This window comes from Salicola sp. AFF1 (genome assembly GCF_056783195.1).
In genome coordinates this window covers 82004-107869 of the sequence record NZ_JBXAYL010000003.1, presented here as the reverse complement: position 1 = coordinate 107869, position 25866 = coordinate 82004, and the positions used below count along the sequence as shown (strand labels likewise).

General features: G+C 61.3%; 26 protein-coding genes. 7 read left to right on the top strand and 19 right to left on the bottom strand.

Annotated elements, in window-relative coordinates; all coding sequences use genetic code 11:
* Positions 1-3 precede the first annotated feature (3 nt).
* Positions 4-528, top strand: coding sequence for a L,D-transpeptidase family protein (locus AC1RQI_RS03130; protein ID WP_481903606.1), 525 nt, complete (start codon positions 4-6; stop codon positions 526-528).
* 104 nt (positions 529-632) lie between these two features.
* Positions 633-926 carry an Lpp/OprI family alanine-zipper lipoprotein gene (locus AC1RQI_RS03125; protein ID WP_416632915.1) on the top strand — a complete coding sequence of 98 codons (294 nt, stop codon included), beginning with the start codon at positions 633-635 and terminating at the stop codon, positions 924-926.
* Between the two features lie 40 nt (positions 927-966).
* On the opposite strand, the gene queE is transcribed toward AC1RQI_RS03125, so the two are convergent.
* Both queE and queC read right to left on the bottom strand, forming a co-directional pair.
* Positions 967-1629: a 7-carboxy-7-deazaguanine synthase gene (gene queE / locus AC1RQI_RS03120; RefSeq protein WP_481903605.1), complete on the bottom strand. Its 663-nt coding sequence runs from the start codon at positions 1627-1629 to the stop codon at positions 967-969.
* Positions 1629-2291 carry a 7-cyano-7-deazaguanine synthase QueC gene (queC, locus tag AC1RQI_RS03115; protein ID WP_481903604.1) on the bottom strand — a complete coding sequence of 221 codons (663 nt, stop codon included), beginning with the start codon at positions 2289-2291 and terminating at the stop codon, positions 1629-1631. The genes queE and queC overlap by 1 nt, the downstream gene beginning before the upstream one ends.
* A 362-nt stretch (positions 2292-2653) precedes the next feature.
* Here queC and AC1RQI_RS03110 point away from each other — a divergent pair, with 362 nt between their 5' ends.
* A complete protein-coding gene (locus AC1RQI_RS03110; protein ID WP_416632918.1) occupies positions 2654-2899 on the top strand; it encodes a hypothetical protein in 246 nt (81 codons plus the stop codon).
* Positions 2900-2921: 22 nt separating this feature from the next.
* Here the strand turns inward: AC1RQI_RS03110 and AC1RQI_RS03105 are convergent, their stop codons facing one another.
* From AC1RQI_RS03105 to AC1RQI_RS03095, 3 genes are read right to left on the bottom strand one after another with little or no spacing between them, the layout of a single operon-like run.
* Positions 2922-3305, bottom strand: coding sequence for a response regulator (locus tag AC1RQI_RS03105; RefSeq protein WP_416632919.1), 384 nt, complete (start codon positions 3303-3305; stop codon positions 2922-2924).
* Between the two features lie 51 nt (positions 3306-3356).
* Positions 3357-3908, bottom strand: coding sequence for a hypothetical protein (locus tag AC1RQI_RS03100; protein WP_481903603.1), 552 nt, complete (start codon positions 3906-3908; stop codon positions 3357-3359).
* 24 nt (positions 3909-3932) lie between these two features.
* Complete coding sequence (locus tag AC1RQI_RS03095; protein WP_481903602.1) at positions 3933-7466, bottom strand: response regulator; 3534 nt, start codon at positions 7464-7466, stop codon at positions 3933-3935.
* 92 nt (positions 7467-7558) lie between these two features.
* Between AC1RQI_RS03095 and AC1RQI_RS03090 the strand changes: the two genes are divergently transcribed.
* Positions 7559-8680 (top strand): hypothetical protein, encoded by a 1122-nt coding sequence (locus tag AC1RQI_RS03090; RefSeq protein ID WP_481903601.1) that lies wholly within the window; start codon positions 7559-7561, stop codon positions 8678-8680.
* Positions 8681-8684: 4 nt separating this feature from the next.
* Here the strand turns inward: AC1RQI_RS03090 and AC1RQI_RS03085 are convergent, their stop codons facing one another.
* The 3 genes from AC1RQI_RS03085 to AC1RQI_RS03075 all read right to left on the bottom strand — a co-directional run bounded on the left by AC1RQI_RS03085 (position 8685) and on the right by AC1RQI_RS03075 (position 11268).
* Positions 8685-8945, bottom strand: a complete 261-nt coding sequence (locus AC1RQI_RS03085) for a hypothetical protein (RefSeq protein WP_416632923.1) — start codon at positions 8943-8945, stop codon at positions 8685-8687.
* 109 nt (positions 8946-9054) lie between these two features.
* Positions 9055-10365, bottom strand: coding sequence for a serine hydrolase domain-containing protein (locus tag AC1RQI_RS03080; protein ID WP_481903600.1), 1311 nt, complete (start codon positions 10363-10365; stop codon positions 9055-9057).
* A gap of 63 nt (positions 10366-10428) precedes the next feature.
* On the bottom strand, positions 10429-11268 hold the full coding sequence (locus AC1RQI_RS03075; protein ID WP_416632926.1) for an ion transporter: 840 nt from the start codon (positions 11266-11268) through the stop codon (positions 10429-10431).
* A gap of 133 nt (positions 11269-11401) precedes the next feature.
* Here AC1RQI_RS03075 and AC1RQI_RS03070 point away from each other — a divergent pair, with 133 nt between their 5' ends.
* Positions 11402-12004 (top strand): TetR/AcrR family transcriptional regulator, encoded by a 603-nt coding sequence (locus tag AC1RQI_RS03070; RefSeq protein ID WP_416632927.1) that lies wholly within the window; start codon positions 11402-11404, stop codon positions 12002-12004.
* A gap of 43 nt (positions 12005-12047) precedes the next feature.
* Entirely contained in the window at positions 12048-13274 is a 1227-nt protein-coding gene (locus tag AC1RQI_RS03065) for an NADH:flavin oxidoreductase/NADH oxidase family protein (RefSeq protein ID WP_481903599.1), read from the top strand.
* 1 nt (position 13275) lies between these two features.
* Here the strand turns inward: AC1RQI_RS03065 and AC1RQI_RS03060 are convergent, their stop codons facing one another.
* The 10 genes from AC1RQI_RS03060 to AC1RQI_RS03015 all read right to left on the bottom strand — a co-directional run bounded on the left by AC1RQI_RS03060 (position 13276) and on the right by AC1RQI_RS03015 (position 24626).
* Entirely contained in the window at positions 13276-14802 is a 1527-nt protein-coding gene (locus tag AC1RQI_RS03060) for a methyl-accepting chemotaxis protein (protein WP_481903598.1), read from the bottom strand.
* Positions 14803-14926: 124 nt separating this feature from the next.
* On the bottom strand, positions 14927-15838 hold the full coding sequence (locus AC1RQI_RS03055; RefSeq protein WP_481903597.1) for an alpha/beta fold hydrolase: 912 nt from the start codon (positions 15836-15838) through the stop codon (positions 14927-14929).
* Positions 15828-18899 carry an efflux RND transporter permease subunit gene (locus AC1RQI_RS03050; protein WP_481903596.1) on the bottom strand — a complete coding sequence of 1024 codons (3072 nt, stop codon included), beginning with the start codon at positions 18897-18899 and terminating at the stop codon, positions 15828-15830. The genes AC1RQI_RS03055 and AC1RQI_RS03050 overlap by 11 nt, the downstream gene beginning before the upstream one ends.
* Positions 18900-18901: 2 nt before the next feature.
* Positions 18902-19984, bottom strand: a complete 1083-nt coding sequence (locus AC1RQI_RS03045) for an efflux RND transporter periplasmic adaptor subunit (RefSeq protein ID WP_481903595.1) — start codon at positions 19982-19984, stop codon at positions 18902-18904.
* Complete coding sequence (locus tag AC1RQI_RS03040) at positions 19981-20634, bottom strand: TetR/AcrR family transcriptional regulator (protein WP_416632934.1); 654 nt, start codon at positions 20632-20634, stop codon at positions 19981-19983. Before AC1RQI_RS03040 ends, AC1RQI_RS03045 begins: the two co-directional genes overlap by 4 nt.
* Positions 20635-20711: 77 nt before the next feature.
* Positions 20712-21377 carry an SCO family protein gene (locus AC1RQI_RS03035; protein ID WP_481903594.1) on the bottom strand — a complete coding sequence of 222 codons (666 nt, stop codon included), beginning with the start codon at positions 21375-21377 and terminating at the stop codon, positions 20712-20714.
* Positions 21378-21385: 8 nt separating this feature from the next.
* Positions 21386-22279, bottom strand: coding sequence for a heme o synthase (gene cyoE / locus AC1RQI_RS03030; protein WP_416632936.1), 894 nt, complete (start codon positions 22277-22279; stop codon positions 21386-21388).
* A 14-nt stretch (positions 22280-22293) separates the two neighbouring features.
* A complete protein-coding gene (locus AC1RQI_RS03025; protein WP_481903593.1) occupies positions 22294-23355 on the bottom strand; it encodes a COX15/CtaA family protein in 1062 nt (353 codons plus the stop codon).
* 14 nt (positions 23356-23369) lie between these two features.
* Positions 23370-23966, bottom strand: a complete 597-nt coding sequence (locus tag AC1RQI_RS03020) for a hypothetical protein (RefSeq protein ID WP_481903592.1) — start codon at positions 23964-23966, stop codon at positions 23370-23372.
* Entirely contained in the window at positions 23967-24626 is a 660-nt protein-coding gene (locus AC1RQI_RS03015; protein WP_416632939.1) for an SURF1 family protein, read from the bottom strand.
* Between the two features lie 98 nt (positions 24627-24724).
* On the opposite strand from AC1RQI_RS03015, the gene AC1RQI_RS03010 reads away from it, so the two are divergent.
* Positions 24725-24934: a twin transmembrane helix small protein gene (locus AC1RQI_RS03010; protein ID WP_416632940.1), complete on the top strand. Its 210-nt coding sequence runs from the start codon at positions 24725-24727 to the stop codon at positions 24932-24934.
* A 17-nt stretch (positions 24935-24951) separates the two neighbouring features.
* Here AC1RQI_RS03010 and AC1RQI_RS03005 read toward each other — a convergent pair whose 3' ends face one another.
* Entirely contained in the window at positions 24952-25839 is an 888-nt protein-coding gene (locus tag AC1RQI_RS03005) for a cytochrome c oxidase subunit 3 (RefSeq protein ID WP_416632941.1), read from the bottom strand.
* Positions 25840-25866 lie beyond the last annotated feature (27 nt).

The following is a 25866-nucleotide window of genomic DNA, read 5'->3' as shown; positions in this document are numbered from 1 at the left end:
ACCATGAGGGCAACCAGGCGCCGACTTGCGACAGCTGCCATCGGGTTAAGCCTTCTGGCGCTGGTGCTGGCCACCCCCTCCACCGCGGCCAGCACCAGGAGCCAGCAAGCGGACAAAGTGCTTGTGATCAAGAGCGAACGCCGCCTCTACCTGATCCGTGACGGCAAACGGGTGGCGGATTTCCGCGTCTCGCTGGGGGAGGAACCCGAAGGCCACAAGCTGTCCGCCGGGGACAACCGTACACCGGAAGGTCAGTACACTCTGGACTGGCGGAACCCGGACAGCGACTATTACCGTTCCATCCACATCTCCTATCCCAGCCCCCAGGACCGACGGAAAGCGCGCTCCTGGGGCCTGGATCCCGGTGGGGACATCATGATCCACGGCTTGCCCAACGATGCTGGCGAATGGGCCTTCGCCTTTAAAGGACTCGACTGGACCGATGGCTGCATTGCCGTGAGCAACCAGGCCATGGATTCAATCTGGCGTCAGGTTACCGTTAATACACCCATCGAAATCAGGCCGTAAAACCGGTTTTCACATTCGGACACTTTGATACACTTAATGTTGTATGGACTCGTCAAGACTCAGAGTCCCGCCGAACTTTAACCCGACGTAGAAAGGGGACAATCATGAAAAAGCTGACGCTTGCCGGAGTTGCTCTTACCGCTGTTGCCCTGGGTGGCTGCGCAACCACCAATCAGGAAGCTGCGGACAAGGCGGATAACGCTCTGGATACCGCGGAAGATGCCATGAGCACAGCGGAAAGCGCCGACAGCAACGCCTCGGATGCCCAGACTCGCGCGGACGAAGCCTACGAAATGGCCCAGGAAGCCCTCAAGCGGGCCAAGAATGCGGAGCAATCGGCTGAAGAAGCCAACGAACGCGCCAAGCGCATGCTGGACCGCGCTACCGGTAAGAAGTAATGCGGGTTGCGGAAGCCGCTCTGACGCGGCTTCCTCCCTGTCACTCGACCCCCACCATCTTGTGCATCTGAACACTCAATCGCCATCGGGGGTTTGCCATGCAATACCGTATGGCCTCCTGTGTGCTCGCATCCCGAACCAGGTCGCGCTCGGCGCCCGCCCCCGGGGATGACATAGGGGACAGCAGTCGTGCCCCTGCCTCGATGTCATCATAGTCCGCAGGATCCTGCCCGGACTGTGGATACACCAGTTTCAGTTCATCACAACGCCGGATCCGGATGGTGGTATCGGCCTTGGGGCTGACACAGAGCCAGTCGATGCCCTCGGGCGCTTCCAGCGTGCCATTGGTCTCCACCGCCACAAAAAAACGCCGGTCATGGAATGCCGCCAGAAGCGGCTCATCCAGCTGCAAGAGGGGCTCACCCCCGGTACAGACGACCATGGGCGACTCCTCACCGTTACCAGAGCCCGGCCATAGAGCAGCGATATGGTCAGCGAGCTCCCCGGGCGTGGCAAAATGGCCGCCATTGGGCCCATCCGTGCCCACAAAGTCCGTGTCGCAGAACTGACAGACAGCCGTGGCGCGGTCCTTTTCCCGTCCACTCCAGAGGTTGCATTTGCTGAAGCGGCAAAAAACGGCAACCCGCCCCGCCTGCAGCCCCTCACCCTGGAGGGTGGCAAAGGCCTCCTTGATCCGGTACATCAGGACGCTTCCTCATAGGGCAGGGGATCGGTGATACCGTGGGCGGCGAAGGCCTCCAGGCGCTCAGTGCAAGCCCCGCAGCGGCCACAGGCTTGTTCCCGGCCGTTGTAGCAGGTCCAGGTGTGGCTGTAGTCCAGATCCATGGCCAGTCCTTCACCCAGAATCTGGCCCTTGGTGAAACGCATGAACGGCGCCTCTACCCGCACCGGCTCATAGTTCGCCACGCGCGCCACCCGATCCATCTGCTCGATGAACTCGGGGCGGCAGTCCGGGTAGATGGCGTGATCGCCGCCATGGGCGCCATACCACACCGCCTCGGCGCCCCGGCTTACCGCATGGCCAATGGCCAGTGACAGCAGAATCATATTGCGGTTGGGGACCACGGTTGCCTTCATGGTCGCCTCCTCATAATGGCCCTCCGGTACGGGCTCGGAGTCGGTCAGGGCAGAACCGGCCAACAGGTTCTGGATACCAGTGATATCAACCACTTCATGATCGATTCCCAGCGCCTGCGTCACCGCTCGGGCGCAATCCAGCTCGCGTGAATGACGCTGGCCGTAATCAAATGAAAGCGCATCCACGCGCCAGCCCTGGGCCAACGCCTTGTGCAGCAGCGTGTAGGAGTCCATGCCCCCTGAGTAAATGACAACAATACGGCTCATTGGGGTTCCTGATATGGTTGGATCTGGCCCTATTCTATCAACCATGAACCGGTTGCGGAGGGTCTGTAAGGGCTACCCGCAGCTGCCCTTGAAAAAGCCCCGCGCAGGGATACACTGAGGGTATGGAGTCAAAAGGCGTTTATACCATGGCGACAGGTGGTAACCCATTAAGGGTGACATCCATTACGACACGAAAGAACCCGCGGACGACCGCGGGCTCCTGAATGGTGTACCGCACCGGAGGGAGCCCTGCGGGGTTGCCTCCGGTCGGTTGGGCTGATGCCCGTTCCGAAAGCCCGGAGGTGACTGCCTTCGGGCTTTTTCGTTGCATTGAATCCGATGAACGCGGACAGGAGGGGGACATGAGCCAGAAAACCAATCATACGAGTAACCGGATCCGCCGTCCGGGGCGGCTGCCGTTTCTGGACGCCATCTGCAAGCGGCTCAACCAGCGCGTCAACCTGGAAGACGAACGTTCCGTCCTCGCTCTCTATGAGCGGGGCTGGATTTTCCATGGTGTGCTGGGGACGCCGAGCGAGGCGGAAAGCCGTTATATCCGCTCCCTGGCCGCCCGCTATAATTCCTGGATCCAGAAGCAGGTGGCGTGAACGGAGGGCACACAACAGCGGCTCAGGTGCCGCTGTTGTGGATCATCATGTAATTGTTGACCACATCCTGGATTTTTTCGCGGGAATAGGGTTTCACCACATAGCCGTTAGCACCGGCGGTTATCGCCCGCTGGATACTGTCAATGGAGTCATCGGCTGTCACCAGTACCACGTGCTGCTGCCGATCAATAGCCTTGATCTCGTTCATCAGCTCGTGACCGTCACGGTCTGGAAGGCCCAGGTCCAGCATCACGATCTGAAAGCTGTCCGCATTGAAAGCCTCAAGCGCAGAAGCCGCATCCGTCGCTTCCACCACCTTGACCACGCCCACCGCATAGAGCATTTCGGTGAGCATCTGGCGCATTGTGGGCTCATCCTCAACCACAAGAACGTTGAGATTCGTCATTCTTTTCCCTCGTTTGTTCTCCGGCCAACCAACTATAGCAGGCGTGCACCGCTACGCCTCATCACTTGACATTCTCTGACCCTCGCCATCTTTCCGCGGCAGGTCCAACTGGCGCTCACCTTCAGAAGGCTCTTCTTCTGGGGACGCCGTCTCAAACAGAACCGGATCGGGTCGCGTCAGGAGATTACTGATGCTGATGGCCGTGGTATAGAGCGAAATCGCCACGATCAACAGGATCGGCTGGATGAATATAACGACCCAGGGCACCTCCTCGCTGGCGGTGATCAACAGCAGCATCAGGATGGCCGGCCCGAGAACCAGAAGCAGCGTCAGCGCCAGAAAAAAGACAATCCGTTCACGGAACGGACTGAGATTGTGGTCGGTGATCAATCCAAGCACAAACTTGCCGAGGGCCAGGCCTCCCAGAATAGCCGCTGCAATCGACAGATCCGGCGCCATCAGGGTGGCCTCCGGATGACCCTGCCAGGCACGGGTCAACGCCAGCACGGCGAAAGGAAAAAGAATGAAGATCACGTCCGCGTAGGTTCCGTACATCATGTCGACGGTGTCGTGGGCTGTACGATTGTCCGGAAGCTTGTTCATAGCGTCATACCTGTTGCTGTTTGGCTATTCGCGCCCTTCCAGAGCCTGCCGGATCAATGCGGCAAGTTCCGGATAAAGGTTGGCCGCGTGGGTCATCTCCTGATTTTTGAGGGCACGCTCCACCTCAAAGGCCTTCTCCGTGATCAGCGGGTACCCCACGGCCCCCGCCGTTCCCTTGATCTGATGAACCTGGCGCTGCAGTTCCGTCCAATGTTCCTCCCGGATCGCCTGGTCCATGATATTGAGCCGCTCTGGAAGCCCGTCCAGGAACTGATCCACCAGGTGCTGGACGTCCGGATCCATTGACGGATCCTGAGCAGCATCCCCTGATTCTGACGCCCCTAGATGCTTCTGGAGCAGCATCCGCAACTGCTCCGAATCAATGGGTTTGTGCAATACCCCCTCGCATCCGGCCTCCCTAAGCGCATCGACTTCCGCTTCATCACCGGCCGTAAACGCAATGATCGGTCGCCGGAAACCGGTTTGACGCAACATGCGGGTGGCCTCAGGGCCGTCCATCTCCGGCATGTGACTGTCCATCAGCACCATATGCACGGTTTCCCCCATGGCGGTGGAGACCGCCGCGGAACCCGTATCCACTGTCAGGACAGTGGCCCCCAAACGCCTCAGCAACCGCTCCACCAGCCGACTGTTGTCCTTGTTATCCTCCGCCACCAGAACGGTTCCATGGTGCTGCGCCGCTTCACCTCGAGCCTCGCTGCGAACCATCAGATAACGCCCCAGAACCTCATAGAAACGGCGCTTATCGATGGGTTTGGCCAGGAAATCGTCACACCCGGCTTCCTGGTAGTCCTGCAGGTCCTCGGCCATCACGTTGGCGGTCAAAGCCACGATCGGGGTCTTGAAACCGGCATCGCGGATGGCACTGGTGGCATCCCGCCCATTCATGACCGGCATCTGGATGTCCATGAGAATCAGGTCCCAGGATTCTCTCGTAGCACGCTCCAGGGCTTCGGCGCCATTGACCACATGGACTACTTCCGCGCCCGTGCGGCGGATCAGAAGGTCCACCAGTTGGCGGTTCACTTCATTGTCCTCAGCCACCAGGATCCGGCCACTCAAGTGGGGCGCATGCAGCATGGGCAACTGGCGGCGGCGCTGGGTCATCTCCGAGGCATCCCGGACCATGTGCACCCCTTCCAGTGATCCGCTGTCGATGGTGACCTCAAACTCACTGCCCTCACCGTAGACGCTGTCCACCGTGATATCGCCCCCAAGCAGGCCCGCCAGGTGCCTGGAGATGCTCAACCCCAACCCTGTGCCGCCGTATTGGCGGGCAGTGGCGGCGCTGCCCTGGGCAAACGGATCAAAGAGGCGCTCCATCTGCTCCGGCTTCATGCCCATGCCGGTATCCACAACCTTGGCATACAGCGTTTCCTGTTCCGGGTCACAGCGGATCGCGATGTGGATGCTGCCCTTCTCGGTAAACTTGAGGGCATTACCGCAAAGGTTGATCAGAATCTGCCGGAAGCGCGTAGGGTCCGTCTGGATGACTTCCGGTAGTGGGTATTCGCACTGGATGAAGAACGACACCCCCTTCTCCCGGGCCCTGGGTGTGAAGAAGGCGCGCACTTCGTCGAGCAGCTCGGGGAGATTGACTTCCAGCCGCTCAACTTCGAGTTTATTCGCATCAATCTTCGAATGATCAAGAATGTCGTTGATCAGGTCGAGAAGATGCCGACCGGAACGAACCACTGTCTCGGCACTGCTGCGTTTCTCGGACTCGTTGAGATCCGGTTCCATCAGGGTTTCACCATATCCAATGATGGCGGCCAGCGGCGTCCGGATCTCGTGGCTCATATTGGCAAGGAACTGGCTCTTGGCAGCTGCGGAGTTGCGGGCAATTTCCTTTTCCAGGCGCTCGTTCTCCCGCTCCTTCTCAATCTCCTGGCGCTGGCGGCGCTCGGTCACATCCACACAGGTGCCTTCCAGGTGGCTGGGCTCACCCTCGTCGTTATAGATCGTGCGGATGGAGATGTTCGCCCAGCGCTCCTCGCCCTGGCGGGTTTCAAAGGCCGCCTCCACGCCGTGGACCTCACCCTCCTTCTCCAGTTGTTGGATCACCCAATAACGGACGCTTGACTGGGAGAAGCAGGCCTCCAGCGCATCCGGCACCCCCTGGATCAGCTCATCCACGGAGCTGTAGCCCAGAATCCGCGCCATGGATGGATTGGCATCCAGAAAACGGCAACGGGTGGACATCTGGAAGATCCCCTCCATAGCATTCTGGAACAGGGCCCGATAGCGACGTAGGTTGGCGACGGCCTGCTGGTTCCACTCCAGGGCCTCGCGCTGGACCATCTTGATCCGGTTGGCGAAGGCCAGCGACAGCAGGATATTCTGTGCCACAAACCCGAGCTGGGGGGCGTGGCTGGTGAAGCTGTTCAGCGGGTAGTAGCCCATGACAGCAGTACCGTAGAAAAAAACTCCGCCCAGCGTACAAAGCCAGGAAACAAAATAGATACCGGAACTTGGCAACTCGTTGCGCCAGGCCCAGTAGCTGAGTGCGATGATCACAACCGCCAGGCCGACTGACCCAATGACCGTCCACTCCATCGCCAGGTGATAATCCTGGAAAAGGCTGAGCACGAGGGTGGTAATGGCTGCGTAGAGGCAGAGCTTGAGCACCTGGTCGAGGTGAGCAGCCCGGTTACGCGTATCCAGGAGTTCACGCGCCATCATGGTGCCGAAGATCCAGCTCAGCTGGATGTAGAACTGCAGGTATTCCTTGTGGAACCAGGGTTGGAGACCGCCAAACACCTGTATGCCATGCACCTGCTCGGTCATCACGAACAGCATCGCAAACAGGATGTAAGTGGTGTAATAGATGTAACCCGGTTCGCGGACCACCAGGGTGACGAAGAAGTTGTACGCAAAGAGGGCAAACAGCGCCCCCATGAACAGGCCCTGAATCCATTCATCCACCGAGACCTTGGCGAGGAAGCTCTCCAGCTCCCACAGATTCAGCGGCAACCGCATGGTATTGCGGGTTTCAACGCGCAGAATCAGGCTGTAACGCTTCCCGGGCTCCAGATCCAACCGGAAGGCGGGGTTGGGCACCGCGAACTCGCGCTCGGACCAGTCCTCGGCGTACCGGTGGCGATGTTCCGCCACGATCTCGCCGCGCTCATCAACGAGGAACAGATCCGCCTGGTCCACCAAGGGCAGCATGAGCTCGAGCACCCAGTCGGCGGCCGGTTGATTGCCCCGGCGTAAGACAAGATCGCGCTTCACCCAGAATACGGATTCGGTATAGCCGTAGTTGAGGACCCCTACGGTATGCTCGTTGAAATCAGGCGTTCTGCCAGCGATTACCTCCTGCAGGCTGTATTCATGGGCCTCGTCCTGAAGGTAGTGGAAGCAGCGCCCAAGGTTGAAGGACCCCTTCCCCGCCCGGATCTCCGCCGGCGAATCCAGGCAGCTCCCCGGAGCTTGCGCCCGGGCCCCGCCCGCCACCAGGGCCACACCAAGGCAAAGCGCTGCCAGTGTCAGCAGCAACCAGGCAAGGCGGGCATGGGCGGGCAGTCTGGCATTCAAAACTGTGATCTCTCCGAACGCGGGGAAAGCAATAACGGATTATGCTGCACAATGCGCATTCACCGGAACAGTATGGTCGTTGGAGTGGATTAATGAAAACACGCTTGAGCTTACGGGCCTATCACGCACCCCTGGCCATTGTGCTGACGCTGCCTCTGGCGGGATGCAACCTCGACAACAGCACCATGGACGGCGCACCGGGCTCATGCACGAACAGCTTCAACGTTGAGGATCCATCGCAAGTCGAGTACAGCTCACTGACCATCGACGGGGACCCGCAATCCAATCCCGAACAGGCCAACCTGGACAGGACACTGTTCCGACCGTTCGCGCGCATTGCCAAACCGGCACAGACCGCGGATCAGAAGGCAGCCGACGCCTACGCGTTTTTCGGCCAACAGACGGAAGCCTTCATCGGATTCGACAAGGCCAACCTGCCAGGGTATGACAAAGTCAGAAACGGCTTTGACCTGCTGGAAGCCATGGCCGCGTCCGGCAATGTGGCCCCGCTCCAGACCGCTCGTGAGGCCATGGCGAACTGTGTGCGTGAGGACGCCCCTGGCAGCTTGAGAATCAATTCGCTTAAAGTGACGGAACAAGGGGCAGCTTCGGAGGGTGATGACGATGAACGCGAATCCTGGGAGCTGGGCGTGAACTACGCGCATAACCCGGAGCCATTGAGCGACCCGACCCCCTTCGGCCCCAACATTGCGCGTGTTGCTTTTACCCCTGAAAGCTTCGTGTTCACGCTCTACCCGAACCAGGCTTTTGAGGGCATTGGCCCCGCCTCCGGCTTCAAACAGCCCACCAAACTGATCGCGGGCTTCAACGCGGACTTCGAGGAAACCCTCAACGAAGAAGAAAACAGCGGCGATTCCAACGAAGAAAGCGATAACGGGAGTCCGGATTCGGTCATCTTCGAATCCTTCCTTGCAAACACCCAGGATGACCGGGGCGAGGAACGCGGCCAGACCGACCGGTGGTCATGGAGCTCGGAAGAGGGGACAGACGCCTTCAACAGTGTTTCCGGTATTGATACCGCCCAGTGTGTACGTATTACCGCTGATTACGCCGGCGACGTAACGGGCGATCGCATCACCGTGGAGCTCGACACGGAGCCATGCCCGCGCATCAATGACCCGAGCGACTTTGAGGCGGAAACGTCCTTCACCTACCAGTCAGCCTCTCCCGACACGCAGCAGGAAAGGGACTGAAGGGTCAGCGGTTACTGCAGGTGGGGTCCATCCCCCACTGCTCCATGAAGGCCCGCTTCTTACGGATCAGACGTTCATAGGTGCTGACAATGCTGGCACTGTGCGCGGTCGGGGATTGGCGCAGCGCATCCACCCGCTTCTGGAGTGAACGCAGCTCGCGGCATAAGCGCTGGTGTAGGTGATCATGGACACTTTCGAACTGATCGAGGGCAACGTCCGCCTCGGCATCAGCCCTTGCCACATCCTGGTGCTCACTTTGCATCATAATAACCCGTCCCTGCCTGGTTATATCGAATACTTTTTATTCATTCTGCCGCGCCTGTCAACCCATTGCAATACACTCTAAATACAATTTCACCATTTTACAAAATCGCTCAATCGCCAGTCCGGGCTCCCTGCAGGACGCCCAGAGGTCGCTCGGATTCCGGAAGTACCGGAAAACTGCGGCAAACCTGGCGCACAAAGCCCGCTAACACCGGCAGATGATGCCCCAGAATGGGGATGCCGGTATTGAGCAGGGACACACTGATATCACGGGCTGGATCGGCCCAACACCACTTGTTGATCAGCCCTACATGACCGAAGGCCTCCTCCGAGCGTGGCCCCCAAAGCCCCACCGGGTCCGCTCCCAGCATGAAGCCGGCGCTGAAACGCATTGGAATCATCATGGTGTGATCGAGCTGCATGCGGCCATAGGCCTGAACCGCCCGGATCACCGTCTGCTGGTCGCAAATGCGCCGGCCATTCCACGTGCCGCCGTTAAGCATCATCTGGAAAAAACGCCCCATCTCCTCGGCCGTCCCGCACAGATTGCCAGCCGGAATAACCGCCTCCTGAAAGCGCGGGTCGTTGCTGACCTCCGCCACCGTGTTGATATCCCCACCCAGTGCCCGGCGAACGATGTAGGAAACCGGAAATACCAGCTTGGGACCCGTGGCGTAGTTCCAGGCCAGATCCAGTAAGTTGTCGTGGTCGATGCCATAGGTGAAGTAACGCATCCCCATGGGCTGACGGAGGCGTTTGTCCAGCAGTGTTTGAATGCTCTCGCCGGTGACCCGGCGCACCACCTCCCCCAGGACGTAACCGCCGGTAATGGCATGATAGGCCACGGTGCTGCCGTCCGCCTCAATGGGGCGGGCATCGCACAGCAGCTTCCAGATGTAGCGTTCATCCCAGAGCGCATCAATGGGGGTATTCCGGGGCAGGCCGGGTATGCCGCCACGGTGGGAGAGGATCTGGTGGATGGTGATGTGCTTCTTGCCATGGCGGGCAAACTCCGGGCAATAGAAGCTGACCGGATCCAGAAGGTTGATAAGCCCATCCTCCGCAAGCATGTGCACAAGCAGGGCGGTCACCGCCTTGGAAGCGGAAAAGTAGCAGACCGGTGTCTCCGGCGTCATCGCCAGCCCGCCACTTTCCGGCCTGTCCTCGGGTCCGTTGCCCTGGGCATGGCCGAGCGAACGGTTGAGCAGGAGCTGGCCCCGGTGGCGCAGGGTGATCTGGATCCCTGGATGCGTCCCGGTCCGGTACAGGGCAACAACCCTGTCCCAGACGGCCTCCACCGCTTCCGGAGTGGCACCCGCTGTCTCCGCCGGCTGCTCGCGATCCGCGTCCACTTCCGTCACGGCATCCAGCTCCGTCGGGACATGGCTGCTGTGCAGCCGTTTTCTGAGCCATTCGTTCATAGGGGCTGCTCCTTCCTTTCATGCCCTCGATCAATGTGGCATTCCTTTATGATGGCACAGGAATCAGTCTTCACGAGTGCCATCCCGCCGCTGCAGGCCGTCTTCAATGCGATCCAGCTGCTGCTGGAGCTCACGCATGCGTTCATGGATCTGGTGCACTTCCACCGCCTCGCCCTCACCGTTTTCCGCATCCACGCGCTGGCTCTCCTTCTCCATGACCTGCAGGACAATCCCGATCATCATATTCAGGAAGATAAACGCCGTCAGGAACAGAAACGTCAGGTAATAGATCCAGCTCAGTGGGTAAACCTCCTGAGTCTCGTACATGACATCCGTCCAGTCCTCGAACGTGGCGATACGGAACAGTGTCAGCATGGAGCGCGCAATATTGCCCCAGAGGAACTCATTGATATGGCCAAACAGGAAACTGCCGAAGGCCCCATAGATGTAGAAGATGATGAACATCAACAGCAGGACATAGCCCATGCGTGGAATCGCCTTGAACAGCGAGGCCATGAGAATACGCAGCTCCGGGATCAGCGACACCAGGCGCAGGACCCGGAAAATGCGCAGCAGGCGCGCCAGCAGTACCATCTCCGAATCGTCGATGGGGATCAGGCTAGCCACCACGATGATGAAATCGAAGACATTCCAGCGCTCGCGGAAGAAATCCCTCAGCCGCTCCTCCGCCGCCATCCGGATCAGGATCTCAACCAGAAAGAACACCGTCACCGCCCAGTCCAGGACGCCCATCACCTGATCAAACCGGCTGACGCCTTCATAGGTTCGGGCACCAATGAGCAGGGCGGACACGATGATGATGGTGATCACGGCGCCTTCGAAAAGACGGTTGCGGTGCAGGGCATCAAGCCGGCGCTTCAACTCGCTGGCACTCTGGACCATTCATGACCTCCCCTGTTGAACGCAAAACGCCATTATCACTGATCTGGTCCACCCTGAACGAGTGTTTGACGCCTCTTGGCAGAACAGATAGTGTTCAACACATTAATAGACGACCGGTCTAATTGGCACAAAGATGACAAAACCCCAACGCAACCCCAATCTCCGCCAGGAACTGCTTGAGGCAGGCGTCCACCTGCTCTCCGAACAGGGCTATCACGGCACCGGCATCAAGGAGATCCTCGACCGTGTCCAGGTGCCCAAGGGTTCCTTCTACCATTACTTCAGCAGTAAGGAAGGCTTCACTGCTGAAATCATCGAGGATTACACCGAAGGGCTTCTGGCGCTGATGGACCAGCACCTTGCCCAGCCGCGCGAGTCCGCCCGCGAGACCATCCGCCAGATGTACGGGATCATGATCACCGAGTTTGAGCGTCGCGGCTGTCTCCGGGGTTGCCTGCTCGGCAACCTCGCCGCGGAAATCGGGGCAGCCAGCCAGCAGTGCCAGCGGGCCCTGCAGAAAGGCTACCGCGACTGGCGGGAACGCTTTGTGCCACTCGTTGAAAAGGGCCAGCACACCGGCGAGTTCCGCGATGACATCCCGGCCAGCGCCCTCAGCGATATTTTCTGGAACCACTGGGAGGGCGGCATCCTGCGCATGAAGCTGGAAGGCCAGGCGGATCTGCTGCGCGCGGATCTGGATTGGCTTCTGGACCGCCTGATGGCGCCCGCACCCTGACCCCCACCGGAGTGGCGATCCACCCATTGACGGAGTAGCTGTTATGACCACCCCCCAATTGAACGATGAAGTGACGCTGCAGCGCGGGCGTCCCATCAAGAACCGTCTGGCCAAGTCGGCCATGAGCGAACAGCTGGGCAACGCCCGGCACGATCCCGACGAACGGCTTGCGCGCCTGTACCGCAGCTGGGCGGATGGCGGCATCGGACTTGCCATGACCGGCAATGTCATGATCGACCGGAACGCGCTGGGCGAGCCCAGGAACGTGGTGCTTGATGAGCAATCCGACCTGGAGGCATTCCGTCACTGGGCCGAACAGGGCCAGGCCAACGCCACCCAGCTGTGGATGCAGCTCAACCATCCCGGCAAACAGATCCCGAAGTTCCTGAACAGCCAGCCCGTGGCGCCGTCGGCAGTGCCACTGGGGGGCGGCCTGGAAAAGATGTTCGCCACCCCCCGCGCCCTGGAGGCCGACGAGATCAACACCATCGTGGACCAGTTTGCGCGTTCCGCGCGCCTGGCCCAGGAAAACGGCTTCGCGGGCGTCCAGATCCATGGCGCCCACGGCTACCTGGTCAGCCAGTTCCTGTCGCCCCGCCACAACCTGCGTGAGGACGAGTGGGGCGGCTCAGCGGAAAACCGGCGCCGCTTCGTACTGGCGGTCTACCATGCCATCCGTGACACCGTTGGCCCGGACTTCCCGGTGGGCATCAAGCTCAATTCCGCGGATTTCATGAAGGACGGCTTCAGTGAGGAGGCGTCCATGGACGTGGTCCGGGCACTCTCGGAGGCCGGCATCGACCTGATCGAGATCTCCGGCGGCACCTATGAAGCGCCGGCCATGACCGGGTTCAGGGCGAAGAAGGAAAACGCGCGCGAGGCCTATTTCCTGGATTACGCGGACGCGGTGCGGCGCCATACGGACGTACCGCTGATGGTCACGGGTGGCTTCCGTTCCGCCCCGGCGATGCAACAGGCACTGGATTCAGGCGCCACCGATTTCATCGGCCTGGCGAGACCCCTGGCTGTGGACCCGGAGCTGCCCCGCACACTGTTGAGCAACCCCCAGGCCAAGCTCGCCATCAAGCGTCCGTCCACCGGCTTCAAGGGGCTCGATAAGGCGCTGATGCTCGACATCACCTATTACGAGTCCCACCTGGCGCGTCACGCTGACGGCAAGAAGCCCAAGCCCCGGCTCAGTCCCTGGATCACGGTGGCCAACACCTTCGGGGCCATGGGGCTGGACGCCTTCAAACCGCGCCGCGGCTGACTCAGACGCGGAAATTGCCCACCAGCTGGCGGAGCTCCCCGACCAGCTGGGACACCTCCTCGCTGGCGGATTCGGTGGACTGGGTATCCTGGGCCGCCGTTTCCGCCACCTCCACAATGCGCTGCAGGCTCTGGTTGATCTCTTCGACCGTGGTGGTCTGTTCTTCCGCAGCGCTGGCGATCTGTACGTTCATCTCGTTGATGGTTGAAACCGCCTCACGAACCTGGGCCAGTGACGACTCGGCCTCGGACGCCTTCTCGACCGTGGTCTCGCCGCGCTCCTTGCTCTGCTGCATCACCGAAACAGCGCGCTGGGCGCCTTCCTGCAGCTTCTGGATCTTCTCATTGATTTCGCCGGTACTGCTCTGGGTACGGCTGGCGAGATTACGCACCTCGTCCGCGACCACGGCGAAGCCACGCCCCTGCTCACCGGCACGCGCCGCCTCAATGGCCGCGTTCAGTGCCAGCAGGTTGGTCTGCTCCGCAATCCCGCTGATGTCATCCACCATGGAGGTGATGTCGCTGACCGCCTGATCCAGGTCGTTGATCACGTTCGCGCCGCTTTCAATCTCTTCCGCCAGGGTCCGGATCGCGGCCGTGGCTTCCTGGACCACGTCCCGGGCGCGCACGCCTTCATCATCCGCTTTCTGGGTCGCACCGGCAGCGTTGTTGGCGCTTTCCGCCACCCCGTGGGCGGTACTGCCCATCTCATTCATGGCAGTGGCCACCTGGTCCGTTTCCGCGCGCTGGTTGTTCACACCGCTGGCGGTCCGGGCTGACAGGGTCTGGAGCGATTCCGTGGACTCGTTGATGCGATCAGCGGTACCCACCACCTGTCGGACCAGGTCCTGGATCTTGGCAACAAAGCCGTTGAAGGCCTCGGCCACAGCGCCCACCTCATCCTGGCGGGCCACGTCCAGGCGCTGGGTCAGGTCCCCCTCGCCCCGGGAAATGTCTTCCAGTGCCTTCTGGACCTGGCGGATGGGGCGAATCACCAGCTGCTGGGTCAGAACCACCACCACCCCCACAATAATGACAATCATCACCACGGTCTGGGTCACGGTCCGGATCAACGAGTCCCGCTGCATGGTATTGACCGTGGACGGATCCGCCACCACCGCGAGACGACCCACGTTATTGCCATCATGGGTCAGCTTCTTTTCCGAAATCCGTTTGGAGTTCTCTGGCAGGCTCTTGCTTTTGACAATGCCACCACTGCTGTCCAGGCTGCGCCCGACCACCATCTCGCCCTTTTCATCAAAGACGTAAATGCCGCCAATGCTGACCCCGCCCATTTCGGACTCAATCAGTGTCGCCAGCTTGTCGAACTCGTAGTTCCAGAGCATGCCCGGAACACTCAGCGCCATCCGCTCCATGGACGCATTGACCTCGCGCTCCAGCTGCTGCTCGAGCGAACTTTGCGTCTGACTGTAGTTGATCCAGCCAAACACCAGCATCAACGCGAAGAACACCAACGCAGTGATCAACACGAACCGGAAGAGAATCGAGCGGGTTAGGCGAACTTGCATCAATAGGCCCTGCTGCTATCTGGATGGTGATTTTATGCGAACATCGCATTGCTACGTAAAGGTTAGTTAATAGACGGGCATGACACCACTTTGAAATCGTAAAGGTTGGTTTCCGGCGTCACACTCAGTGCCGCTGACTCGCCTCCCGGGCCTGGGCCAGAACCTGGTCCACGATAGGGTCAACCAGCGCATCCGGGATGTCGTGCCCCATGCCCCGGATCCATTCCAAACGGCTGCCGGGAATCAACCGCTGCAGCCGGCGAGCCGCCTCGGGCCGGATCAGGGGATCGGCAGTGCCATGCAGGATCAGCGTGGGCGCATGAATCCAGCGACTGAAACCGGATAGATCCCCGGTAGCAAAAATACCCCGCATCTGTCGCAGTATCCCATTGGGGCGGTAGCTGCGGCGATAGTCGGAACGCAGGTGCTGCTCCGTCGCGGCCAGATCACACGGATAAGCGGGGCTCTGGATCCGCTTCCAGAGCCCCAGTCCACGGGCCACCGCGGCCTCCTCGTCGTGGCCCTTGATGCCCCCGCCCTGAAGCCACCACAGCACCTCCGGCTTCGGCATGGGCAGGCGCGGGCTGTTGTTGGATGTCATCACCAGTGCGAGCGTACGCACCCGCTCAGGATGGGCAGCGGCGAGGAGCTGGCCGATCATGCCCCCCATGGAGACTCCCTTCACGTGGGCACTGTCGACGCCCAGCGCCTCCATGACCCCCACGGTGTCGCGGACATGATCATGCAGGGTGTAGGGCGCATCGAGATCCAGCCCCAACCGGTACCGCACCATCGCGACCAGGGGATGACCACCCACCGGGGCCTCGATCGCCGAGGAGAGGCCAATGTCACGGTTATCGTAGCGGATCACCCGAAAGCCCTCCCGGGCATAGCGCTCCAGCATGGGCTCCGGCCACAGCGTCATCTGGGCGCCCAGGCCCATGATCAGCAACAGGGGCGGGCCATCCGGGTCGCCCCTTTCCTCAACGCAGAACGTCAGGCCATTACTTTGGATATAACGGGTTTCAGGTGTCACGTGTTCCTCCTCTTCCGGGCAGCCATCGCTCACCCAGCAACAATAGAATCGGGGTAACCAGCAGTGTCAGCACAGTGGCAAAAGCCAGACCGCCGGCAATAGCACTGGAGAGCTGGGTCCACCACTGGGTGGACGGGGCGTTGATGCCGAGCGAGGGCGTCAGCAGATCCACGTTCACGCCCAATACCATCGGCATCAGCCCGAGAATGGTGGTCACGGCCGTCAGCAGTACCGGGCGCAACCTCAGGCAGCCGGTTTCGAGCGCCGCCTCGTAAGGCGAAAGACCATCACGGCGCATCACGTTGAAGGTATCAATCAGAACGATGTTATTGTTCACCACGATCCCCGCCAGCGCAATGATCCCCATCCCCACCATGACCACCCCGAAGGGCTGGGCATTGAACAACAGGCCGAGCAGCACACCCGCGGTGGACAGCACAATGGCGGAAAGCACCAGCACCGCCTGATAGAGGCTGTTGAACTGGGTCACCATGATGGTGAACATCAGGAACAGGGCCACCACGAAGGCGGTGCCCAGAAAACGCGCGGATTCCTTCTGGTCCTCGTTCTCGCCCGCCATCTCCATGCGGATGCCATCCGGCAGCGCGGGCAGGGCTGCCCGCAGTGCCTCGAGGCGCTCATTAACCCGCTCGCCGGGTGCGACATCGGCCTTGATGGTTACCGCCCTCTGGCCATCCACACGGTTGACCACCCCCGTCTTGGGCGAGGGCTCAAGGCTCATGAAATTGGTGATGGGAACCTGGCCGCCACGGGTTTTAAGGGTCAAACGCTCGAACTGATCAAGATTCCGGCGCAACTCCGGCAGTCGGACCCGGATGTCCACTTCATCACGCACCCCCTCCGGACGGTAGGTGGACAACACCAGCCCGTTGGTCACCAGCTGCACCACGTTGCCCACACTCACCACATCCGCCCCGAAGCGGGCCGCGGCTTCCCGGTTGACGTCAATCTGCCATTCGATCCCCGGCAGGCTGCGATCGTCCTCAACATCCACGAAACCGCCGATCTCGTCCATCGTAGCGCGGATCCGGTCCGCGGCCGTATCCAGCTTCTGCTCCCCGAGACCACGCACCTGCAGCTCTATGGGTTTACCCTGGCCGGGGCCCTGTTGCTGCTTGCGGAACTCCAGGACGACTCCCGGAATATCCGCGGTATGCGCCTTCAGATCGGCCAGGATGCGGCTGGCGGGGCGGCGTTGTTCCCAATCCACGAACTGGAACTGGATGGTCCCGATCACGTCTGGCGCCATCTGTCTTCCAGCGTTGACCCGGGAACGGGCGTAGAGCGCTTCTACCTCCTTGAGGCCATAGAGCCGCTGCTCAACCTCCCGGACAATGGCGTCGCGTTCATGCACCGACAGATCGCCGCGCGCCCGGATGTGGATCTGGGCGGAATCGGGTTCCACCTCGGGGAAGAACTCAACGCCATGGTTAAATGCACCGTAGGCACCATAGATCCCAATCATGGCCAGGAACAGGATGACCAGGGTCATACCCGGATGGGTCAGGCACCGGTCCAGCAGTCGGCGGTAGGCGTCACCGAAACGACTGGGCTGATTATCACCAGCAGCACCGCCACCCCCCACCACGCCCCCGAGGATGGGCAGGAAAATGAGGGCCATGGCGAGCGACATGAGCAGACAGAGTATGACGGTGATCGGCAGGAACTTCATGAATTCCCCCACAACCCCGGGCCAGAACAGCAACGGGATGAAAACGGCGAGGGTGGTCGCGGTTGAGGCGATAACGGGCCAGGCCATGCGGATGGCGGCCTCGGCCCAGGCCTGGCGGGGCGGCATGCCGTCAAGCCGGTTCCTGTCCGCGAGCTCGGACACCACGATGGCACCATCCACCAGCATGCCGGCCACCAGGATCAGGCTGAACAACACAACAATGTTCAGGGTATAGCCCAGCGCCCAGATCAACAGGATGCCCGTCAGGAAGGCCCCGGGAATGGTCATCCCCACCAGCAGGGCCGAGCGGGGTCCCATCACCGCCACCACGATGATCAACACCAGCACGATGGCGGTCAGTACGTTGTTCAGCAGATCGGAAAGGATGTCATCGACTTCCTCCGACTGATCCATGATGGTTGTCATCCGTACAGCGTCCGGCAGCCGTGGCCGCGCCTGATCAAGCAGGGCCTGGACCTTGTGGACGGTTTCGATGATGTTGGCGCCGGCGCGCTTGGAGATCTCCAGTACCACTGCCGGTTCACCGCCGATGCGCGCAAACCCCTGCGGGTCCTTGAAGGTGCGCTGCAGGGTGGCCACATCACCAAAGGTCACCACTGAATCGTCGGCCACCTTCAACGGCATCGTCATGACATCGTCAATGCTCTCCACCAGGCCAGGTACTTTCAGGGCCATGCGACCGGCGCCGGTATCGAGGCTGCCGGCCGGTATCAGTTGGTTGTTGCGGGCAACGCGGTTGCCCAGGGTGGCGTAATCAATCCCATAGCCCTGAAGCACCTGTGGGTCCACAACCACCTCGACCATGTCCTCGCGATCACCGGCGATTTCCGCTTCCAGGACCTGGGGGATGGCCTCGATCTCGTTCTGCAGATCCCGCGCCATGGTGATCAGTTGCTGCTGGGAAAGCGGCCCGGAGAGTCCGACGCTCAACACCGGGAACAGGGCCACATTGACCTCGTTGACCCTGGGCTCCTCGGCTTCGGCGGGGAGATCGGCACGGGCGATATCCACTTTCTCGCGCACATCCTGAAGGGCCTGATCCGAGTCGAAACCGGCATCAAACTCCAACAGCACCGAGGCATGGCCCTCGCTGGCGGTGGCGCTCATCTGTTCCACCCCTTCCAGGGAACGCAGCTCCTGTTCCATCGGGCGGACCAGGAGACGCTCACCATCTTCCGGGCTCACGCCTTCGAGGGTCATGGAGACGTAGATCATGGGGATAGCGATGTCGGGGTTGGCTTCCTTGGGAATGGTCTGGAAGGAAACGATCCCGGCGACCACCAGAAAGATCAGGATGAGGATGGTGGTGCGGGCCCGGTCCATGGCCGCAAGGATAAGCCCCCGCATGATCAGCCCTCGTCCCCATCGGCCGGGACGGGCACAACGCGGTCGCCTGCCCGCACGAAACCAGCACCCCGCGTAATGAGGCGTGTGCGCAACGGCAGCCCTCCGACCCAGGCGCCATCGCTGTCGGTACTGAGCAGCCGCACGGGCGTGAACGCCACGCGGTTATCGGATGTAACATGACGGACGCCCAGCCGCCCCTGGCCGTCCAGGCGCAGACGCGCCGGCGATAGCCGGGTTGCCAGCTGCGGCTCAAGGGCAATGCGCAGCGTGGCGCTGGAGCCGGCCACACGCCAGCTCTCCGGGTTGGGTACCACCGCTTCCACCTGGTAACTGCGCGTCTCCTTATGGGCGGCACTGGCCACAAAGTGCAATTCGCCCTTCAATACGCGGCCATCCAGCAGTTCCACCATCACACTCTGCCCTTCGGAAAGCTTGCCCGCTTTCTGCTGGGGAACCCGGCCACTCACTCGCAGCCGGTCGGTCTGGACCAGTTCCACGATGGGCTCGCCGGGCTGGAGTTCATCGCCAACGCTCACCTCCCGACGGTTAACCGTGCCGGTAAAGGGCGCAGCCGGAGTAACGCTGTCCAGAGCCACCTGGGCCTGCTCCAGCGCTGCATTCGCGGCGGCCCTGTCCGCGCGCCGGGCGAGATACTCGGACTGGGATGCCAGGTCCTGGCCACGCAGCTTCGAGGCCGCCTCAACATCCGCCTGGGCACGTTCAAGCCTTGCCCGTGCCTGCGCCACCTGTTCCTCGCGGTCTTCCTCGCTTAACCGGGCCACGGGCTGGCCTGCGTTCAGGCGGGCACCCAAGGGCTCGAGCGTTTCTACCTGGGCCGTGATACGGCTCCGCACCATGACCGAGCGCCAGGGCTCAACCTGCCCCTGCACCACCACTTCCGGCTGGAAGGGGCGGGCGTCGCGTTCACTCACCGCCACGCGGGCCGGCTCCGCTTCCGTGTGCTCGTAGGGGTCCTCCATGGTTCCGACGCTGCGCCGCACCTCGCCACTGGCAAGCCACAGCACCAGAAGCACGGTTAATCCCACTGCCAATGCCACGGGTCCCCGAGGAATGCGGTTCATCATGAAGCTGCCTCCTCGCTGAGGGTTGGGTCCGTCCCGGCCAGACCGGCAACGATGAACCCGACGACATGGTCAAAGTAGGCCTCAAGGCTGGGGGTGTCATGACGTTCCGGCCCCAGGCCGCCGGTGGCGATACGCTCCATGACACCCTGGAAGATGGCGTCCACGCCCCAGAACAGCCCCTCAATCGGCTTATCAGGAACCTCGCCCGCTTCAATAGCGGCCCGCACCAGCTCACGGAAAAACGCCTGGTACTCGCTGTCCAGTGCCTCCATGGCGGAACGCTCCGCCTCCCCAAGGCGGGCCTGCAACTCCGGGCGGTCGCAGTGCAGGCACAGTTGCACGTCCACGGGATGGGCGCGCATCAAGGCGAAGGCTTCATACAGGACACGACGGATGGTCATCAGGGGCGTTCCGGCCCATTCAACGGCCCGATAGTGCGCCAGGCACTCGTGGGAAAAGCGCAAGGCGAGGCGAGCGTAAAGGCTCTCCTTGCTGCTGAAGTGCTTGTAAACGGTCCCCTTCGCCACGCTGGCCTGGTGCGCCACCTGCGCGATGGTCACGCGGTCCCAGCCCCTATCACGGAACAAAGACAGAGCGGTATCCAGCAGCAGTGTCTCCCGCTGCTGGAAAAGTTCATCCTGATAGCGCACTGGTGCCGGACCTCTGCTGGTGACCAACGGTCATTGTATGACCGGAGGTCATGCCCGGCAAGCAGGGACCAGGGGGATCAGTTACCCCCGGGCTGCCAGCTTTGAAGTGCCTCGTAGGTGCTGGCTACCGTTTGCGCGTCAAACGGCTTCTGGATCATCCCGGCAAGACGGCCGTTGGGTGAAATGATGGACAGGTGGCCGCTGTGCTTCACAACGGGATTACCATCATCATCCGTACTGTGGGTGAACGTGGCGTTCAGGTCGGAGGCCAGCCCCCGCAGCGAGTCGATATCGCCCGTAACGCCCCGGAAATCGTCCCCGAAAAAAGTGATATAACGGTTGAGGACCGCTGGCGTGTCCCGTTCAGGGTCAGCGGTGATCATCAGGAACTGGGGCTCGGTCGCCCGCTCGGAGATGCGCCTGTCGGCCCTGGACAGCGTCGCCATGGTGGTCGGGCAGATGTCCGGGCAGTGGGTGAAGCCCAGGAATGCCAGCGTCCACTGGCCCTGGAGCAGGGATTCATCAACAGCCTCACCCTGGGAATCGGTCAACTGGAAGCTGTCGATGGGGCGCGGTTGCTCATAGAGGTAAACATTGTCCGCGGCCACCTCAGGCGGCTCACTGCTGCCGGACGGACCGTGCTGGGAAGCCACCCAGACGTTGTAGATGGTCAATGCCATCACCCCGGCGGCAGCCAGGGCCAGAATGACAACGGTAATGGCGATATTGCGGTTCTGGGACATCAGCGCTCCTAGAAACGGACAAAGTGGTCAACAAGCAGAACCACGAACAACAGCATCAGGTAGGTAATGGAATACTTGAAGGTCTGCAGCGCCACGCGCCGGTCATCCCCCCACCAAAGTCGAAACGCATACTGCAGGAAACGCAGGCCCAGCAGGGTGGCCCCGACCAGATAGATCATCCCGGACATACCGGTAGCCACCGGCAACAGACTCACGGCGAGCAGCATGAAGGTATACAGCAGGATATGCAGCTCGGTGAAACGGTTGCCATGGGTAACCGGTAGCATGGGGATATCCACCTGGGCGTATTCCTCCTTGCGGTGGATCGCCAGGGCCCAGAAATGGGGAGGCGTCCAGGCGAAGATGATCAACACCAGCAACAGGGCGTTGGGATCCGCCGTGCCCGTAACAGCCGTCCAGCCCAGCAGCGGGGGCATGGCACCAGCAAGACCACCGATTACGATGTTCTGGGGTGTGGCCCGCTTGAGGAAGACTGTATAGATAACCGCATAGCCCACGAGGGATCCCAGCGTCAACCAGGCCGTCAGCATGTTCACCTGCCAGACCAGCACCAGCATGCCGGCGAGTCCCAGGGTAGCACTGAAGCCCAGGGCGTCCGCGTTGCTCAGGCGGCCTGTAGCCACGGGCCGCCGCCGGGTCCGCGCCATGCGGGCGTCGATTTCATGGTCCACGACATGGTTGATAACAGCGGCGGCGCCGGAAAGCAGGGCAATACCGAGATTGCCCCAGAAAACCGTAGCCAGTGATGGCAGGCCGGGCTCGGCCACCAGCATACCGATGATGACCGTCAGCAGCATCAACGCCACCACCTTGGGCTTGGTCAGCTCAAGGTAATCACGCCACGTAATGGTCTGTTTCGCGGAAGCGGTATTGTCACTCATAGGGAATCCGGTACTCACGTATTCGGGGGCGCGCCACGCAGTCGTTCAACCCGCACCAGAAGATTCACGCAGCCCAGCAACAGAAAGGCGCCGAACGCATTGTGGGCAATAGCAACTGCCAGGGGAATCTGGAGAAGGATGTTCAGAACACCCAGAATGACCTGCGTTGCCAGCAGCGCCAGGGCGATGCTGGCGGCGTGGGCAACCGCAGCCCCCCGCGCTCTTTTGATTAATGTTAAGAATAACGCACCAAGGACCACCAGAACCACCATGGCACCGATACGATGACTCTGGTGGATGGCCACACGGGCCTCGTTGGTCAGCCGCCCACCCAGGTAATTCGGGCCCACGGACTGGAACAGGTTGAAGCCCTCGGCAACATCCATCTCTGGCCAGAGCTGGCCCTGACAGGTGGGCAGATCGGTGCAGGCAACGGCAGCGTAATTGGCGGCCGTCCAGGCGCCAAGCGCGATCTGCAGAACAAGCAGAACAAGGCCGCCATAGAGCCAGGGCCGGAGCGCCAGCACTCCGGCCCTGGGCTCGGGAGGCAGATCACCACTCCCCCGGGGGAGTTCCAGGCGCCGGAACAGAAGGAACATCAGGCAGAAGGTGGTAAAGCCGCCAAGAAGGTGGGCCGCCACCACCTGGGGCCAGAGCGACAGGGTCACGGTCCAGGCCCCGAACGCCGCCTGCAGCACCACAAAGCCCGCGGCAAAGGTCGCCAGCCCAGCCGGAGCGCCTTCCCTGCGATGCCGGATGCAGGCTGCGGCAATCCCGAAAATCACCAGCCCCAGGGTGCCGGCAGCATAGCGATGAATCATTTCAGGCCAGCCCTTGCTGGCATCAAAGGGTGCCTCCGGAAAGCGCGCCTGGGCCTTGGCAATGGTCTCGTCCCCACTGGGGACGGTGAGGTGGCCGTAACAACCCGGCCAATCCGGACATCCCAGGCCTGCGTCGACCAGCCGTGTCCAGGCCCCCAGCAGGATCACAATGGTCGCCAGCGCCAGGGCGGCCAGAGCGGCCCGACGTAGACGGGGAAAATCAGTGACTCGCGGATTGCCGGGATCGGTATACATCGTCGGTTCCAGGTTCAGCCCAGAGGGGAAACTTCCAGAAGGTGTTCAAGGTCTTCAAGCACATCGTCCCCGGTATGGCGCTGGTCATAGCGCAGCACCAGGTTGCCCATGGGATCCACGATAAAGACCGTGGCCTTGGCGCCATCCGCCGTGTACTCGGCAAGGGGGTTCGCCTGATCGGCCGAGAAGAGCCTCAGCCTGCGGTCATCGGCACCCTCCGGCACGGTACCAGTGGCGCTGATGAAGCCCCGGCGGACACGGTTCCATTCGCGGTGCAACAACTGATGGACGCTCCCGGTGCGATCCAGCCACTGCACACAGGCCTCCCCACATTCAGCCGCGGTGACGAGGATCCACCATTTGGCGTCTTCATTCTCGGGTAGCAGGTAGCTTTGGAAGGGCTTGCCCTGGGCGTCCCGGATACCCTGGCCCAGAGCCTGCTCCTGGCCGTCAACGAATTCCCCGTTGTTGGTTGTACTGCTCGGCATCCCCCAGCCTGTGTAGTACATGACCGTGGCGGCCATCAGGGGCAGAATCGCAATCAGGAACAACAGAGCCGCCTTGCGGCGGGCACGTTGGGTCTGTTCTTCAGTGAAACTATTCTGGCTCACTCAGGATTCCTCGTCTCGGCGGAAGCTGATTGCAATGGTCAGGCTCAACAACACCAGCGCCAGCCCGAACCACTGCACGGCATACCCATAATGGGTGGCCGCGTCCATCCGGTCCGGCTCCCAGCCGGTGCGTCGTGCTCCAGGCTGGCGATCATCAACCAGGCGAATGGGCACGCCAGCAACACCGGGGAGGGTGCTCCTGGCCTGTGAACGCGACAAGCTGGCCACACGCCTTGGCCAGCCATCCGGGTTGACCGCATCAACCGGCCCCAGTACCAGGGGCTCGGGCCAGTCCCAGACCCGGCCCTCCAGCGTTGTGCTTCCCTCTGGGGTTGCCGGGCGCGGCAAGCGATCACGGTTATCCGGGGCGGGAACCCAGCCGCGGTTCACCAGAACCGGCCCATCCCCGGTATGAAAAGGCTGCAGAACCTCATAGCCCGGTCGCCCCTCCCGGGTTCTGTTATCCAGAAGCCACTGGATCTGCTGGTCATAGTGGCCCGAAAGCGCAACGGGCTGTCCTTCCAGGGGGGCCTCGACAGGCCACTCAACCGGCGCTTCGCTCTGCGACCAACGGTCTTGGCGCTCCGCCTTCGTGAAGCCGCGGTTGAGTTGCCAGACCCCAAGCCCAATAAGCAGGGCCACGAGCACAGTGGTGGCCACCCATACTTTTGGATTCGGCTGCCAGCGCCAGTGCCTCGGGGCCCCGTTCATGGTCTGTTATAGTGATGCAATTGATTCATTTTCAAGAGACTTCCGCCATGTTCATCAAGTTTCTGATCGTCCTCGTCCTGATTGCCATCATTGCCAGCCTGGCCAGCAGCTTCTTTTTCATGATGAGGGACGATGGTAACCGCCACCGGGCGGTGAATGGACTAGTGGTCCGCGTGTCGCTGTCCGCGTTGCTGATCGTTCTGATCGGGGTGGCCGTTATGACGGGTAATCTCGAAATGAATGCGCCGCCTTTCTAGGCGGCGCACCACTGGATTCACAGTACGTAGACAAAGGTGAACAGCATGATCCAGACCACGTCCACAAAGTGCCAGTACCAGGCGCCGGCCTCGTAACCGAAATGGTCATGGGCGCTGAAATGCCCCTTGATCAAACGGATCAGGATGACACTGAGTATGATGCCGCCCAGCAGCACATGCAGTCCATGGAAGCCGGTCATCAGGAAGAACAGGCTGCCGTAGATGCCGGAATCCAGTGTCAGCTGGAGATGGCTGTAAGCTTCAATGTACTCTTCGATCTGGAAGAATAGAAAGATCGCACCCAGGACCACGGTTGCCCCGAGCCAATAGATGGTCGGCATGCGCTTGTCGTACTTCAGCGCCTTGTGGGAGAAGGTCAGGGTGATGGACGAGGCGATCAAGAGCAGTGTGTTGATCAGCGGCAGGCCCCAGGGGCTGATCACATCATGCGGACCCGCATACTGGCTGCTGTCCGGGTTCTGCAGCAGTGGCCACTGGGCTTCGAAGCCCTGCCAGAGCATGTTCGCTGCGCCCTTGGCGCCTTCGCCGCCCAGCCAGGGCACCACGAAGACGCGCACATAGAACAGGGCGCCAAAGAAAGCAGCGAAGAACGCCACCTCGGAAAAGATGAACCAGCTCATGCCCTGGCGGAAGGAGCGGTCCATCTGGGCATCGTACAATCCGGCCCGGCTCTCCCGGATCACATCCCGGAGCCACCCGGTGATCATGTAGATCAGGACCAGCATTCCGACCGTGAAAAGGACCCAGGCCGTAGTGGTGGGATCCCCGTTGGACTGGTTCACCAGCAGGGTGGAGAGCCCGAAAAAGGTCAGGAGCATCCCGATACTGCCCACAATGGGCCAGATGCTCGACTCCGGGACGTAATAGCTCTGGTTGCTCGACATGCAGCCTCCGCTGTTCTTATTCCGTTA

Coding starts and splice junctions, on each gene's coding strand:
- AC1RQI_RS03110 (WP_416632918.1), top strand. CDS start 2,654: ATGAGCCAGAAAACCAATCATACGAGTAACCGGATCCGCCGTCCGGGG.
- AC1RQI_RS03075 (WP_416632926.1), bottom strand. CDS start 11,268: ATGGTCCAGAGTGCCAGCGAGTTGAAGCGCCGGCTTGATGCCCTGCAC.
- AC1RQI_RS03010 (WP_416632940.1), top strand. CDS start 24,725: ATGTTCATCAAGTTTCTGATCGTCCTCGTCCTGATTGCCATCATTGCC.
- AC1RQI_RS03050 (WP_481903596.1), bottom strand. CDS start 18,899: ATGCGGGGGCTTATCCTTGCGGCCATGGACCGGGCCCGCACCACCATC.
- queE (WP_481903605.1), bottom strand. CDS start 1,629: ATGTACCGGATCAAGGAGGCCTTTGCCACCCTCCAGGGTGAGGGGCTG.
- AC1RQI_RS03070 (WP_416632927.1), top strand. CDS start 11,402: ATGACAAAACCCCAACGCAACCCCAATCTCCGCCAGGAACTGCTTGAG.
- AC1RQI_RS03130 (WP_481903606.1), top strand. CDS start 4: ATGAGGGCAACCAGGCGCCGACTTGCGACAGCTGCCATCGGGTTAAGC.
- AC1RQI_RS03090 (WP_481903601.1), top strand. CDS start 7,559: ATGAAAACACGCTTGAGCTTACGGGCCTATCACGCACCCCTGGCCATT.
- AC1RQI_RS03045 (WP_481903595.1), bottom strand. CDS start 19,984: ATGATGAACCGCATTCCTCGGGGACCCGTGGCATTGGCAGTGGGATTA.
- AC1RQI_RS03035 (WP_481903594.1), bottom strand. CDS start 21,377: ATGTCCCAGAACCGCAATATCGCCATTACCGTTGTCATTCTGGCCCTG.
- AC1RQI_RS03080 (WP_481903600.1), bottom strand. CDS start 10,365: ATGAACGAATGGCTCAGAAAACGGCTGCACAGCAGCCATGTCCCGACG.
- AC1RQI_RS03065 (WP_481903599.1), top strand. CDS start 12,048: ATGACCACCCCCCAATTGAACGATGAAGTGACGCTGCAGCGCGGGCGT.
- AC1RQI_RS03060 (WP_481903598.1), bottom strand. CDS start 14,802: ATGCAAGTTCGCCTAACCCGCTCGATTCTCTTCCGGTTCGTGTTGATC.
- AC1RQI_RS03125 (WP_416632915.1), top strand. CDS start 633: ATGAAAAAGCTGACGCTTGCCGGAGTTGCTCTTACCGCTGTTGCCCTG.
- queC (WP_481903604.1), bottom strand. CDS start 2,291: ATGAGCCGTATTGTTGTCATTTACTCAGGGGGCATGGACTCCTACACG.
- AC1RQI_RS03100 (WP_481903603.1), bottom strand. CDS start 3,908: ATGAACAAGCTTCCGGACAATCGTACAGCCCACGACACCGTCGACATG.
- AC1RQI_RS03005 (WP_416632941.1), bottom strand. CDS start 25,839: ATGTCGAGCAACCAGAGCTATTACGTCCCGGAGTCGAGCATCTGGCCC.
- AC1RQI_RS03025 (WP_481903593.1), bottom strand. CDS start 23,355: ATGTATACCGATCCCGGCAATCCGCGAGTCACTGATTTTCCCCGTCTA.
- cyoE (WP_416632936.1), bottom strand. CDS start 22,279: ATGAGTGACAATACCGCTTCCGCGAAACAGACCATTACGTGGCGTGAT.
- AC1RQI_RS03105 (WP_416632919.1), bottom strand. CDS start 3,305: ATGACGAATCTCAACGTTCTTGTGGTTGAGGATGAGCCCACAATGCGC.
- AC1RQI_RS03085 (WP_416632923.1), bottom strand. CDS start 8,945: ATGATGCAAAGTGAGCACCAGGATGTGGCAAGGGCTGATGCCGAGGCG.